Origin of the sequence: Thioalkalivibrio sp. AKL9 (genome assembly GCF_000377825.1) — a bacterium.
GTDB lineage: Bacteria > Pseudomonadota > Gammaproteobacteria > Ectothiorhodospirales > Ectothiorhodospiraceae > Thioalkalivibrio > Thioalkalivibrio versutus.
Genome location: NZ_KB905103.1, coordinates 372,540 through 386,585, shown reverse-complemented (window position 1 = coordinate 386,585; position 14,046 = coordinate 372,540). Strand labels below are relative to the sequence as shown.

Below are 14,046 nucleotides of genomic sequence, written 5' to 3'. Positions count from 1 at the left end.
GCAATCCGGGGCCCGCGTTCACGCCGTGGTCGCGCGACGAGAGGCCGACAGGGCGCGCAGGCGGCGGCGCTGCATCTTGAGGCGATACTCCAGTTCCTTGAACTGGGTGCGCAGTTCCGTGCGCACCCAGCGATCGTTCATGGCCTCGCGCCCGGCCCGCATCTTGCGCGCCTGCACCTCCTGCCACTGGTTCACGGTATCGCGGAAACGCTGATACTCCCGCTCCACGGTTGCGCGCCAGGAGTCGTGCGCCGGCCCGGCCTGGTCGGCATTGAGCAGGCGGCGAAACTCGGTGTGCAGCCGTGCGCGCATGATCTTGAAGCGCGGTGTCCAGCGGCGGTCATACACCAGTCCGGTCCAGGCAAAAAGGTTGATCAGCCACTTCGAGGGGTCGTACTGCCACCAGCGCACCCCGTTGCGGTAGTCCGCCTGAAAGGCGTGGTGGAAGTTGTGGTACCCCTCGCCCCAGGTGAGCAGGGCGACCAGTCCGTTGTCCACGGCGGTGCTGTCGTCACTGTAGGGACGACGGCCCCACCAATGCGCCAGGGAGTTGATGAAGAACGTGAAGTGGTGGCTGAGCACCATGCGCAGAATGCCGGCCAGCAGCAGCATGCCGATCACATCCCCGAACGCCAGCCCCAGCAGCAGAGGCAGGCCCAGGTTCAGTCCCCAGGCCAGGGTCCAGTAATGCCGGTGTTGCCACATCACCACCGGGTCCTTCGCCAGGTCCTTCACCCGCGAATAGTCGGGCTCGCTGGTGGGCCAGTTGCGCAGCATCCAGCCCATGTGGGCATGCCAGAAACCGCGCTTGATGGAATGCGGGTCGCGTTCCACATCATCCACGTAGCGATGATGCACGCGATGCCGCGCGCCCCAGTTGTAGATGCTGTTCTGCAGCGCCAGGGCACCGCTCAGCGCCAGCAGAACGCGCAATGGCCCCCGCGCCTTGAAGGTGCGGTGCGCCCAGAGCCGGTGATAACCCACCGTGATGCCCAGGCCGCTTAGCACCAGGAACAGGCCAAAAAACAGCCAGGCCGCGCCGCTGAAGCCCTGGGTGAGCCACCACCATGGCACCAGCGTGACCGCGGCCAGGTTGGTCAATGCAAAGAAAACTGCCGGCGTCCAGGCAATCGGGGGGGCACGTTCGGACATGGTGGAGACCTGCAGGCGACCGGGGCGAGCGAAGATGCTCACCTATTCATAGCAGATGAGACCGCGACCGGCGAGTAAAAGTGCCCTCGTTCCGGACGGGCGGCCCCAGAGCGTTGCCGGACGATGGTGACTCCATCGGAGGCGCTGCTCCCTGGCTCCCTTCCGGTGCTGCACGGCCGGTGACGCAATGCACCATCATGGGGCGCTCGGCATTGTCTTCTCGGCACCCGCATGCCTAAATGCGTTCGAATCAGACCATCAGGATGCGATCCATGAACGGCAGTCTCGACGAGAAGCTCGAACCCATTTACCAGGAAGTCCTGCACCGCAACGCCGGTGAGACGGAATTCCATCAGTCCGTCCATGGCGTGCTGGAGACGCTGGGGCCGGTGCTGGTGAAGTACCCGGAGTTTGCCGAGCTCAAGATCATCCAGCGCATCTGCGAGCCCGAGCGTCAGATCATCTTCCGGGTGCCCTGGCAGGACGACAAGGGCGAGCTGCACATCAACCGGGCGTTCCGCGTCCAGTTCAACAGTGCGCTGGGGCCCTACAAGGGGGGCATGCGTTTCCACCCCTCGGTGTACCTGGGCATCATCAAGTTCCTCGGCTTCTCGCAGGTGTTCAAGAATGCCCTCACCGGCCTGCCGATCGGCGGCGGCAAGGGCGGAAGCGACTTTGACCCGAAGGGGCGCTCCGATTCCGAAATCATGCGCTTCTGCCAGAGCCTGATGACCGAGATGTACCGCCACATCGGCGAGTACACTGATGTGCCCGCGGGCGACATCGGCGTGGGCCAGCGCGAGGTCGGCTACCTGTTTGGCCAGTACAAGCGCCTGACTAACCGCTTCGAGGCCGGCGTGTTCACCGGCAAGGGTCTCGACTGGGGCGGCAGCCGTGCACGCACCGAGGCCACCGGCTACGGGGCGATCTTCTTCACTCAGGAGATGCTGAAGGCGCGCAACGACTCGCTGGAGGGTAAACGCGTGATCATCTCCGGGGCCGGCAACGTGGCGATCCATGCCACCGAGAAGGCCCAGCAGCTGGGCGCCCGGGTGATCGCCTGTTCCGACTCCCGCGGGGTTATCCTCGACGAGGACGGGCTCGACCTGGACTTGGTGCGCCAGATCAAGGAACGCGAGCGCGGCCCGATCAGTGCCTACGCGGAGCGCAAGAAGGGCGCGAAGTACAGCGAGAATGGCAGTATCTGGGAGATCCCCTGCGATGTGGCCCTGCCGTGTGCCACCCAGAACGAACTGACCGGAAAGGACGCCAAGGTCCTGGTCGAAAACGGCTGCATCGCGGTCGCCGAGGGCGCCAACATGCCGGTCACGCCGGAGGGTATCCAGACCTTTCGCGAGGCCGGGATCGCCTTTGGCCCCGGGAAGGCCGCGAATGCCGGCGGTGTGGCCACCAGTGCGCTGGAGATGCAGCAGAATGCGAGCCGGGACTCCTGGACCTTCGAATACACCGAGGCGCGCCTGCAGGAGATCATGGCCAACATCCACCGCACCTGCCACGAAACGGCCGAGGAATACGGCGCGCCCGGCAACTACACGGTCGGCGCCAACATCGCCGGCTTCGTGAAGGTCGCCCGCGCCATGGAGGCGATGGGCCACATCTGAGCTTGCCCGCGCCGGGTGCGCCGGGGCTCCACGCCGGGTCGCGGGCGTATACTGCGTTCCGGATTCCGCCCGCGCATTCAACACGTCGGCTGGGCCAAACCCCTGCTTTCGTTCACCCGGGAAAGCCTGGGGGTACGCGCCCGCTTGACGCCGACGTTGGCTCAGTCAGGCGGCCACCCCGACCAGGTCGCGAAGTCGGCCGCTGCCATGGGCTTCGCGTAGTAATAGCCCTGGGCGAAGCGGTAGTTGTGTGAGCGCAGGAAGGCCACGTGCACCGCGTTCTCCACGCCCTCGCCGAGGGCGTGGACGTGGAGGTGGCTGCTCAATTGCGATAGGCTTGCCACGACACCCGCCCCGCGCCCATCCGGTGTCTGCGAGACAAAACTCCGGTCGACCTTGATGATGCTGAACGGCAGGTCGATCAGCCGCCTCAGCGACGAATAACCCGTGCCGAAGTCGTCCAGGGCGAGGGGAAAGCCCGCGGCCGCGAGCGCATCGATGGCGTGGATCACCTCGTCCAGGCCGTGTTCCAGCGCACTCTCGGTAATTTCCAGTTTCACGTGCGCTGGCAAGACGCCCACTTCCCGCGCGATGGCGCTGAAGTGGTCGGCGATGTCCGGGTCCCGGAGCTGGGCCGGGGCGACGTTAACGGACACCCAGAACGCCGCGTTGCCCGGGTGCGCCTGCCAGCGATGCAGCTGGCGGCAGGCGTCCTCGAAGACCTGGGTACCGAGACGACCCATCAGCCCCAGCTCTTCGGCAAGGGGGATGAAGTGATCCGGCCCGATGGGGGCCTGGCCGTCAGGCTGAGGCCAGCGTGCCAGGGCCTCGGCCCCCACCACCTCGCCGCTGGCCAGATCCACAATCGGTTGGTAGTGCAGCACCAGTTCCCGCTCGGTGACGGCACGCTGCAGCTTGCTCTCGAACTTGATCTGCTGGCGCTGTGCCGGCTTGATCGTGTGATCTGCCCAGCGCACGAGCTCCGTGTCGCTGTTGGCTCCGCGTTGCGTGACCTCCTCCGCGCGGAGGACGAGTTCCTGTGCGTCGCGGCTGTCGGGCGGCGCGCGGGCGACCCCCGCGTAGACCTGGACCTGGAGCGTGTCACCGGCGACCTCGAAGCCCGCTTCCGTCACGGCGGCGACCAGCGCATGGGCCCGTGCCATCAGGTGGCGATCCGCGTCGTCGGCCACATCGGTAGCCGCCGAGATGAGGATCGCGAAGGTGTGCTCGTGCGAGCGCGCAAGGGATTCGTTGGCCTCGAGCCGGTTACCGAGGCGCTCGCCGATATCGTTCAACAGCTGGTTGAGCGCCTCGATGCCGAAGGCCTGATCGACGCGGTCCAGGCGCCTGAAGTGCAATGACACGATCCCCGTCACCGAATGCGCGGCGTTCGTCTCGGCAATGAGGCGCTGGAGCCGTAACAGCATGCCCCGGTGATTCAGGGCGCCGGTGATCGGATCGTGGTTGGTTCCGGCCGCGATCAGGAAGGCGCTCAATCGCCGGGTCTGAGTGGCCAACCTTTCCTGCGGCGGGTGCCGTTCCGAGACCTCCCTCTGCACGGAAAAGAAATACGCGATCCCTTGGCCTTCCAGGCGCAACGGCGTGATGGTCCACTCGACCTGGTATGGCGTGCCGTCCTTGCGGTAATTCCAGGTGCGCCCCTCGAAGGAATCGCCAGCGCGCAAGTTCGCCTTGAGCCGCTCCAGGACCGAACTTTCGGTCGCCTCCCCCTGCAGCATGCGAGGCGTGGCGCCGAGGACCTCGTCGCGCGTATAGCCCGTCATGCGCTCGAAGGCATCATTGACGTAAACGAATGCCGGCCCGGGCGGGTCCAAATCGGCGGTGGTGATGACCACCGCATAGTCGGTCTGCCCGATGATCGCTTCCAGGATGCTGGGCTTGTCACCCGATTCCATTCGTTCCCCCCTCAAGGTAACGGTGGTCGTACAAGGGGGCCGATGCACCCGCCCACATTGAAGCACATCAACTCAATTCCCTTATAGCAGAGTGGATACAACGGCGACCCTTGTCCAATATTCGCTACAGGTGACCCGCGGGCCGGACCCGTGGGAGCCGTACCCGGGTCCGAATACCTCCGCCCATGGGCCCTGCCTTCCGCTTGCCAGACCTCGGCAGTGGCAAAAAGGCAAGGTATGACCCCGGGACCTTTCGGCTGGAGGTTTCGGGGTCACCCAGTCGCCCGATCCCGCTTGTGTTCAAGAAAGGTCCGAAAATCAACGCCAACGGGTGTTGTCGGTATCGCGTTAACATTAAATCCGCTTGTTGCTCACGATCCGGATGGGTGAACAACAAGTGTGCGCCCTTTCCCGTAACACCTGCGGGGCCGCGGAAGGGGGCGGCAATCTGGCGTTGGGCTGAACCGATTCAGCGAGCCGGGCGGGATCGGGGCACAGCCTCGGCGAGGTTGTCCGTGATTCGTGTGATGACCCGGGCCAGGGTGTCGCGGACCTCTGGCGAGAGGCCGGCGCCGTCCTCGAGGCGGGCGGGTTCGATGCCGTGGACGATGAGGGTTTCCGGGAGGTCGCCGAGGGAACGGGCGAGCTCGACGGCCTCGGCGAGGCCGATGCCGTGGGAGGAGTAGCGGGCGCCGCGCGGCAGGGGCTCGCGGGCGTCAAGACGATGGAGGGTACCGGGGGCGGCGCCGGTGACGATGGCGTCGACCAGGATGACGGGGTCGTGGCCCTGCCATAGCTCCATGAGTTCGGCGGGCTCGCCGCTGCAGGTGGCGGTGGTGAGGCCCGAGGTGCCCTGCAGGGCCTCGACCACGGCGTGGCCGATGCCGTCGTCGCCGCGCCAGGGGTTCCCTATGCCGATGACGAGTGGGCCCTTGCCTGCCGATCTTCCATCGTCGGCCGAGGCCTCTTGGGTTTGTTCAGGGGTCTTGCGGGATCCATTTTCCGCGGCCTCGACAATGGATGCCCTGCGTTCGTTGTCCTTGTCCGATTCGAACTCGCCTGCTTCAAAGGTATCGAGCAGTTCCTGCTCTTCCTGATTCAGTTTGGTCGGCTTCCGCATGCGTTCCTTCCGAAACTCGCATCTCTCTTTCGGGCGCCGTTCATTTTCGGTCGACGGTCAGGTCGAGGAAGTGGGTGGCGCAGGAGATGCAGGGGTCGTAGTTGCGGATGGCGACTTCGCAGTGGTGGCGCAGTTCGTCGTCCGGAAGGTCGAGGTTGTTCTGTACCAGTTCGCGCAGGTCGGCCTCGATGGTCGGCTGGTTGACGGAGGTGGGCGGGACGATCTTGGCGTCGGCGATGAGGCCCGCGTCGTCGATGCTGTAGCGGTGGTAGCAGATGCCGCGCGGGGCCTCGGTGGCGCCGAAGCCGGTGCCGGCGCGGGGGGTGACCGGCAGGGCCGGCTCGGTGGGGGCCGTCCGGTAGCCATCGACCAGGCGCAGGGCCTCCTCGAAGGCGAGCACGATCTCGATCATCCGGACCTGGATGCTGCGGAACGGGTTGCGGCAGACCGCCCCCAGCCCGGCGCGTTCGGCCAGCTCGGCGGCGCGCGGGGTGAGGCGTTCGCGGTTCAGCGCGAAGCGCGCCAGCGGGCCCATGAACACCGGCTCGCCGGAATCCGAGCGGTGGCTGTGCAGCGCGTTGGAGTGGGCGACGTGTTCCTCGGTGAAGATAGCGTCGTAGTCGCGGATGGCCGCGTCCAGGCCGCTGCTGGAGCCGAGGCGGCCGTGGGTGATCGGGTATTCGTCCGGGTGCACCAGGGACACGAATTCGTAGTCGCGTTCCAGGTCCGGGTAGTCGAGGGTGGCGAGGAATTCGGCGACCTCGCAGGCCGCCTCCAGGCCCCAGGCCAGTTCCTCGCGCAGGCCGACGACCTCGGCGGGCGTTGGCGCGCGGTAGAAGCCGCCCACGCGCAGGTTGACCGGATGGATCTCGCGCCCGCCCAGCAGGCGCAGGATGGAGTTGCCGATCTTCTTGATGCGCAGGCCGTTGCGCACCATGTCCGGGTGGTCCTTGGCGGCGGTGACCGCGTCCGGATAGCCGAGGAAGTCCGGCAGGTGCAGCATGAACACGTGCAGGGCGTGGCTCTCGATCCACTCGCCGCAGTAGGCCAGCCGCCGCAGGTCCTGCAGCACGCCGTCCACGGTGATGCCGCAGATGTCCTCCATCGCCAGCGAGGCACCCATCTGGTAGGCGATCGGGCAGATGCCGCAGATGCGCGCGGTGATGTCCGGGGCCTCGCGGAAGTCGCGCCCGCGCAGGAAGCCCTCGAAGAAGCGCGGCGCCTCGAAGATCGACAGCTTCACCTCCTCCACGCGGCCGCCCTCGGTGCGCACGTACATCGCGCCTTCGCCCTCCACTCGGGCGAGGTAGTCGACTTCGATGGTGCGGGTCTCGCTCATGGCCGGTTCCCTGAATCTTCGCGCGGTGCCGCGCCGCTCTCCTGACGCTCGCTCTCCTCGCGGAAGGCGTCGGCGCCGGCGTTGAAGGTGCGATAGAAGCGTACGCGCGTGGCGCGATCCATCCCCAGCGTCTCCAGCTGACCCGACAGGCCGGGGGCGTTGGGGGTCTCCTTCGGCCCGAAGCAGCCGTAGCAGCCGCGGTTGCAGCCGGGGCACAGCGCGCCGCAGCCGGCATGGGTGACCGGGCCGAGGCAGGGCGTGCCGTGGGCGACCATCACGCAGACGTGCCCCGCCCGCTTGCACTCCTCGCAGACGCTGGCGTTGGAGACCTGCGGGCGCCGGCCGTAGAGGAAGGCGCTGATGACCTCGAGGAGCTGGTACTTGTCGATCGGGCAGCCGCGCAGCTCGAAATCCACCGGCACGTGCTGGCTGATGGCATCCGAGGTGGCCAGGGTCTCGATGTATTCCGGGTGGGCGTAGACCTGGCGGGTGAATTCCTCGACATCGGCGAAGTTGCGTAGCGCCTGGATGCCGCCGGCGGTGGCGCAGGCGCCGATAGTCACCAGGAACCTGGAGGCGCTGCGGATCTCGCGGATCTGTTCGGCCGCCTCCGGCGTGGTGATCGAGCCCTCGACCAGGGTCAGGTCCCACGGCCCGTCGATGCGCTGGCTGCTGGCCTCGGGGAAATGCGCGATGCGCACGCGGTCGGTGACCGCCAGCAGCTCGTCCTCGCAGTCCAGCAGGCTCAGCTGGCAGCCGTCGCAGGAGGCGAACTTGAAGACCGCCAGGGTGGGCTGTTCCCGCTTCATAGCTCGTGCACCCGGAAGGCCGGTTCCATTACCGGATAGGGGAAGACCGGGCCGTCGCGGCAGACGAAATGCGGACCGATCTGGCAGTGGCCGCAAAAGCCCACCGCACAGCGCATGTTGCGTTCCATCGACACGAAGATGTCCTCCGGCTTCAGCCCGCGGCGTTCCAGCGAGGCGGCGGTGAAGCGCATCATCACCTCCGGGCCACAGGTCATTACGAGGGTGTTGCGCCGGTCGAAGCCGCCACGCTCCACCAGCTGGGTGACCACGCCGACGTCGCCGCGCCAGGCCGCGGTGCCGCGATCGACCGTGATGCGCAGATCGAGATCGTCACGCGCCTCCCAGGCATCCAGCTCGTCGCGGAAGATCATGTCCCCCGGCGAGCGCGCGCCGTAGCAGACCACCACGCGCCCGAACTCGGAGCGCCGTTCGAGGGCCGCGTGGATCACCGGGCGCAGCGGGGCCAGGCCAATGCCGCCGGCGACCAGCACCAGGTCGCGGTCTTTCGCCTGCTCCAGCGGCCACTGCGACCCGAACGGCCCGCGCAGGCCGACCACCGCGCCGGCCTCCAGGCCCTGCATCGCGCGGGTCACGCTGCCCACCGCGCGCGTGGTGTGCACGACCCCGCCCTCCGCGGTGGTGGCCGATACCGAGATCGGCACCTCGCCCACGCCGAACAGGTAGAGCATGTTGAACTGCCCGGGTGCCGGCAGCGGCCCGGGTTCCACGCCCGGCTCCGGGCGCAGTTCCCAGCTGAAGACCTCGTTGCTCGCCACGTCGCGGCGCACCGAATGGATCCGCCACGGCTGCGGCGCCATCGCCTGCTCCGGCAGGGCGCTGCCCGGCTGCGGCTGGATGGTGTCAGGCGCCATGAGCCGGTCCTCCCGATTGGTAGATGTCCAGGCCCTGCAGCCGCGCCGCCTGCAGGCGCTGCACGATCAGGGCGGCGAAGCGCTTCATCAGCAGGTAGCCGAAGGCCGGGTCGGCCTCCATGCGGTCGCGCAGCACACCGGCGTCGAAGCGCAAGGTATGGATGTCGGTCACCGCCCGGGCGTCGTAGCTCGCGCGGTACGGCGGCAGCAGCCAGGACCAGCCGAGGATGTCCCCGGGCCCGAGGGTCTGGAACGGTACGGTGCCCTCGCGCAGCGGGCTCTCCAGCGCGACCTGGCCGGAGCGGATCAGCCAGAAGGTCTCGGTCGGTTCGTGATCGCGCATCAGCCGGGCGCCGGCCTCGTAGTTGCGCCCCGCCGCGCAGGCTGCCAGCAGGCGCCGATGGGCGGGCTCCATGTCCTCGAAGAACGGCTGCTCCTCGATGATGGCCAGCAGCTCCTTCATGTCCGGCCCTCCGGGTCGCGCCGCACCGCAGTGACCTCCTCGGTGATGTCGATGCCCACCGGGCACCAGGTGATGCAGCGCCCGCAGCCGACACAGCCGGAGGTGCCGAACTGGTCATGCCAGGTGGCCAGCTTGTGGGTGATCCACTGGCGATAGCGCGCGGCCACCGAGTCGCGGTGCGCGCCGCCGACCAGGTGCGAGTGTTCCTGGTTGAAGCAGGAATCCCAGCGCCGCACGCGCTCGGTGCGCTGGCCTTCCAGATCGGGGACCTCCTCGACCTGCGAGCAGAAGCAGGTGGGGCAGACCAGGGTGCAGTTGGAGCAGGACAGGCAGCGCTCGGCGGTCTCCTCCCAGCGCGGGTGTTCCAGGGCCCGGTTCAGGACCTCGCGGGCATCCGCCGGCATCTGCCGGCCCATCTTTTCCGGTGCCTCGGCCCACACCCGCGCGGCGGCGGCCTGCTCGGCATCGCTGGCCGGGCGCGGATCGAGCCGGTCGAGCATCGCGCGACCCGCCTCGGATCCCGCCTCGGCGACCAGAAAGTGCTGGGTGGCGTCGATCACCTCGGTCAGCGCCAGGTCGAAGCCCTCGCGGGCGCGCGGGCCGGTATCCATGGAGGCGCAGAAGCAGGTTCCGCCCGGCTCGGCGCAGCTGACCGCAACCATGAACAGGTCCCGCCGGCGGGCGGCATAGCCGCGGTCCTGCACCGCCTGGCCGAGGAACACCCGGTCCTGCACGTCGATCGCCGCCAGCTCGCAGGCGCGCATGCCGATGAAGGCACGGCGCGGCGCGTCGGAGGTGCCGGGCTGGGTCACGAAGCTGCCGTCCGGCTGGCGGGTCAGCCGGAACAGGGTCTCCTCGGGCGGGAACAGGTACTTCTTCCAGGAATGCGGCCCGACCACGTAGCCGAACAGCGCGTCGTCGTCGCGTTCGCGCAGGCGGTAGTGCCCGGGGGCCTGCTCGTCGGTCCAGCCCACCGGCAGGTCCTCGAGGCCGCCCACCCGGTCGTAGACGATCGCGCCATCGCGCCGTGTCGGCCCCACCACCTCGTAGCCGTCGCCGCTCAGCAGGCGGATCAGCGTATCCACGGCTTGTGGTGCGATCACTTCCACAGACGGCTCCTGGCCCTTGGGCGAGCCGCTCGGTACGGCAAGGCCCCACACCCGTCCATAGTGCGGCAAGAGCGGGGCGCGATCCAGCGACATCCCGGGCTGGTAATAACCCGGATACCTGCCACACTCCATGGAGGGCGGTGTGCGGCCCTGGCGACCCGTTGTCCGGGGAAAACGATGCCAGTTATGAATTCGCCGGCGAGGCACAACATCTTCGTCGTCGGTCTGGACGACTTCCATCTGGGCCAGCTCCAGACCCTGCCTGGGGCGGAGGGTTATGCCTTCCACGCACTGTTCACACGCGAGGAGGTCAAGCCCTGCGCCCGGTTTCCGGTGCGTCGGATCCTGATCGAGGGTCGCGAACGGTTGAGCCAGTTTCCCGGCACGGCGGATGCCGTGGTCGGTTTCTGGGACTTCCCGGTCAGCACGATCCTGCCCCTCCTGCGTCAGGCCAGGGACCTGCCGGGGCCGACCCTGGAAAGCGTGCTGAAGTGCGAGCACAAGTACTGGAGCCGGCTTGAACAGGCCCGCGCTGCACCCGAACACATCCCGGCCTTCTGCGCGGTCAACCCGTTTGCCGACGATCCCCTGCGCGAGGTCACCCTGGATTTTCCGTTCTGGATCAAACCGGTGAAATCGGTGCTCTCCTACCTCGGCTTCCGCATCGACGATGTGGACGACTTCCGGCGTGCCATGGAGCGGATCCGCAGGGAGATCGACCGCTTCGGCGAGCCCTTCAACCATGTCCTGGGGCACGCGACACTGCCTCCGGAGGTGGCCGGGGTCGATGGCAATCACTGCATTGCCGAGGCGCTGATATCGGAGGGGCGTCAGTGCACCCTGGAGGGGTATGCCTGGCAGGGCGCGGTCCGGATTTACGGTGCTGTCGATTCCCTGCGCGAGGGTGCGGCCGGCTCCTCATTCTCCCGCTACCAGTACCCGTCCATCCTTCCGCAGACGGTACAGGCACGGATGGAGGAGATAGCGGACCGCGTGATCCGGCAGGTGGGCTATGACTGCGCCCCGTTCAACGTGGAGTTCTACTGGGATGAGGCCACGGACCGGATCTGGCTGCTGGAGATCAACACCCGCATCTCCAAGTCTCATGCCCCGCTGTTCCGGATGGTGGATGGCTGCTATCACCATCAGGTGATGATTGATTTGGGCTTGGGGCGCGCGCCGACGATGCCCCATCGCCAGGGGGCCTTCCGATGTGCGGCCAAGTTCATGGTTCGCCGGTACCAGGATGCACGGGTCGTGCGGATGCCCACGCCGGCGGACATCGCGGCCGTCGAGGCCGAGTTCCCGAGTGTGGCCATACAGATCGAAGTCCAGGAGGGCATGATGCTGTCGCAGCTTTGTTATCAGGACAGCTACTCCTACGAGGTCGCGACCCTGTTTATCGGGGCCGCGGACAACACCGAACTGGAGCGGACCTACACACGCGTGATGGAGCGGCTACCCATGGAGTTCGAGCCCGCCACACCCCCGAGCGAGGTACAGTCATGAATGTTGTCCACGACTTTCCCTGCGCGGTGGAGGTCGAGGAATACATCCCGATCCCGCTTGCCGATGGCACGCGCCTGGCCGCCCGTCTGTGGCGCCCTGCGGGCGCCGGGCAGCAGCCGGTACCTGCGATCCTGGAATACATCCCGTACCGCCGCCGTGACTCGACCCGGCTGCGCGACGACACGATGCATCACTACTTTGCCGGTCACGGCTACGCCTGCTTGCGGGTGGACCTGCGCGGATCGGGCGACTCCGAGGGGGTGCTGGAGGGCGAATACCTGCAGCAGGAACTGGACGACGGCGTGGAGATCCTGCGCTGGATCGGGCAGCAGGACTGGTGCAATGGCAACGTCGGCATGATTGGCATCTCCTGGGGCGGATTCAACGGCCTGCAAGTCGCCGCCCTGCGTCCGCCTGAGCTGAAGGCCGTGGTGAGCGTGTGTTCCACCGACGACCGTTACGCCGATGATATCCACCACATGGGCGGGTGCCTGCTCGGTGACACCCTGTCCTGGGCCTCCACCATGTTCGCGTACAACTCGCTGCCGCCGGATCCGGAGATCGTGGGCGCGCGCTGGCGCGAGATGTGGCTCCAGCGCCTGGAGGGCAGCGGCCTGTGGCTGGAACAGTGGCTGCGCCACCAGCGCCGCGACGAATACTGGCAACACGGCTCGATCTGCGAGGACTGGTCCGCGGTGCAGACGCCGGTGCTGGCGGTCAGTGGCTGGGCGGACGGCTACTCCAATGCCGTCTTTCGCCTGCTGGCCAACCTGCAGGGGCCACGACTGGGCCTGGTCGGCCCCTGGAGCCACAAGTATCCGCATCAGGGCGTGCCGGGCCCGGCCATCGGTTTCCTGCAGGAATGTCTGCGCTGGTGGGACCGCTGGCTGAAGGGCGAGCAGAACGGGATCATGGACGAACCCATGCTGCGGGTCTGGATGCAGGACAGCGTCCCGCCAACCAGCCACTACCAGGAACGCCCTGGCCGCTGGGTAGGGGAACCGCACTGGCCCTCGGCGAACGTCGAACCCGAGCCCTTGATGCTGGCCTGGCCGGGCAGGCTGGAAACCAGATCGGTCGTGATCCCGGAGCGCGAGATGAGCGTGCAGTCCCCGTTGAGCGTGGGACTGTTCGCCGGCAAGTGGTGCTCGTATGCCGCGACCCCGGACCTGCCCCATGACCAGCGCGAAGAGGATGGGGGTGCCCTGGTGTTTACCAGCGCCCCGCTGGAAGAGTCCCTGGAGATCCTCGGCGCGGCGATGCTGGAGCTGGAGTTGAGCGTCGACCAGCCCGTCGCAATGGTTGCGGCGCGATTGTCCGATGTTGCCACTGACGACAAGGCGACCCGCGTCACCTACGGGCTGCTCAACCTGACCCACCGCGAAGGCGCCGAGACTCCGCAACCCCTGGAGCCCGGGAAAACCTACCGCGTCCGGGTCAAGTTCAACGACGTCGCGCAGCGCTTCCCGGGGGGGCATCGCATCCGGCTGTCGCTGTCGACTTCGTACTTCCCGCTGGCATGGCCGGCGCCGCGGCCGGTGCGGCTGCGGATCATGGCGGGCGCGAGCCGTCTGCTTCTGCCCCGGCGCGCGCCGCGCGAAGACATGGATGCCCGAATCGCCTTCCCGCCCCCCGAGGGCGCGCCCCCCTCGACACAAACCCATCAGCTAACGCCGCAGCGGCACAACTGGCGGGTCATTCGCGACCTGGCCGAGGACGAGTCGACCCTGGAGGTGACCAACGATGCGGGGACGGTACGGCTGGACGACCTGAACCTGGAGATGCAGCGCAAGGCGCTGGAGTGGTACAGCTACCGGGGTGACGACTTCAACTCGGCGCGTGGGGAGACCTTGTGGGAGCGCGGCTTCCGGCGTGGCGACTGGGCGGTGCGCACGGTAACCCGAACGGTGCTCACCTCGACCCCGACCGATTTCGAGATCCACGCCCAGCTGGATGCGTACGAGGGCGAGCGTCGCGTCTATGCCCGCAACTGGGACGTGAAGATCCCCCGCGACCTCGTCTGACAAAGCCACCAGGGGGTTGGAGTCTGCCCGTGACAGCGCCCGATCCTGCGTTATGCTGGTGCCATCGTCCGGTCTCGGGGGCGGTTCCATGGGGGCACGCGCATCGTCGCT

Annotated in this window: 11 protein-coding genes; 3 read left to right on the top strand and 8 right to left on the bottom strand. The window is 67.4% G+C overall.

The window, feature by feature from the left end:
• Nucleotides 1-18: 18 nt before the first annotated feature.
• Complete coding sequence (locus D573_RS0101925) at nt 19-1,152, bottom strand: acyl-CoA desaturase (RefSeq protein WP_038039557.1); 1,134 nt, start codon at nt 1,150-1,152, stop codon at nt 19-21.
• Between the two features lie 272 nt (nt 1,153-1,424).
• Here D573_RS0101925 and gdhA point away from each other — a divergent pair, with 272 nt between their 5' ends.
• Nucleotides 1,425-2,774 (top strand): NADP-specific glutamate dehydrogenase, encoded by a 1,350-nt coding sequence (gene gdhA, locus D573_RS0101920; RefSeq protein WP_018937476.1) that lies wholly within the window; start codon nt 1,425-1,427, stop codon nt 2,772-2,774.
• Nucleotides 2,775-2,935: 161 nt separating this feature from the next.
• Here gdhA and D573_RS0101915 read toward each other — a convergent pair whose 3' ends face one another.
• The 7 genes from D573_RS0101915 to D573_RS0101885 all read right to left on the bottom strand — a co-directional run bounded on the left by D573_RS0101915 (nt 2,936) and on the right by D573_RS0101885 (nt 10,402).
• Entirely contained in the window at nt 2,936-4,690 is a 1,755-nt protein-coding gene (locus D573_RS0101915) for a bifunctional diguanylate cyclase/phosphodiesterase (protein ID WP_018937475.1), read from the bottom strand.
• 469 nt (nt 4,691-5,159) lie between these two features.
• Nucleotides 5,160-5,810 carry a hydrogenase maturation protease gene (locus D573_RS0101910; protein WP_018937474.1) on the bottom strand — a complete coding sequence of 217 codons (651 nt, stop codon included), beginning with the start codon at nt 5,808-5,810 and terminating at the stop codon, nt 5,160-5,162.
• A gap of 40 nt (nt 5,811-5,850) precedes the next feature.
• Nucleotides 5,851-7,149 (bottom strand): Ni/Fe hydrogenase subunit alpha, encoded by a 1,299-nt coding sequence (locus tag D573_RS0101905; protein ID WP_018937473.1) that lies wholly within the window; start codon nt 7,147-7,149, stop codon nt 5,851-5,853.
• Nucleotides 7,146-7,958: an oxidoreductase gene (locus D573_RS0101900; protein ID WP_018937472.1), complete on the bottom strand. Its 813-nt coding sequence runs from the start codon at nt 7,956-7,958 to the stop codon at nt 7,146-7,148. Before D573_RS0101900 ends, D573_RS0101905 begins: the two co-directional genes overlap by 4 nt.
• On the bottom strand, nt 7,955-8,830 hold the full coding sequence (locus tag D573_RS0101895; protein ID WP_018937471.1) for an FAD/NAD(P)-binding protein: 876 nt from the start codon (nt 8,828-8,830) through the stop codon (nt 7,955-7,957). Before D573_RS0101895 ends, D573_RS0101900 begins: the two co-directional genes overlap by 4 nt.
• Nucleotides 8,820-9,293, bottom strand: a complete 474-nt coding sequence (locus D573_RS0101890) for a cyclic nucleotide-binding domain-containing protein (protein ID WP_018937470.1) — start codon at nt 9,291-9,293, stop codon at nt 8,820-8,822. Before D573_RS0101890 ends, D573_RS0101895 begins: the two co-directional genes overlap by 11 nt.
• Nucleotides 9,290-10,402, bottom strand: coding sequence for a 4Fe-4S dicluster domain-containing protein (locus D573_RS0101885; protein WP_026287890.1), 1,113 nt, complete (start codon nt 10,400-10,402; stop codon nt 9,290-9,292). Before D573_RS0101885 ends, D573_RS0101890 begins: the two co-directional genes overlap by 4 nt.
• Nucleotides 10,403-10,588: 186 nt before the next feature.
• Here D573_RS0101885 and D573_RS0101880 point away from each other — a divergent pair, with 186 nt between their 5' ends.
• Together D573_RS0101880 and D573_RS0101875 are read left to right on the top strand one after the other, a co-directional pair.
• Nucleotides 10,589-11,911, top strand: coding sequence for an acetyl-CoA carboxylase biotin carboxylase subunit family protein (locus D573_RS0101880; RefSeq protein ID WP_018937468.1), 1,323 nt, complete (start codon nt 10,589-10,591; stop codon nt 11,909-11,911).
• The gene (locus D573_RS0101875) at nt 11,908-13,935 is read left to right on the top strand and encodes a CocE/NonD family hydrolase (protein WP_018937467.1); all 2,028 of its coding nucleotides are present in this window, start codon (nt 11,908-11,910) and stop codon (nt 13,933-13,935) included. The genes D573_RS0101880 and D573_RS0101875 overlap by 4 nt, the downstream gene beginning before the upstream one ends.
• Nucleotides 13,936-14,046 lie beyond the last annotated feature (111 nt).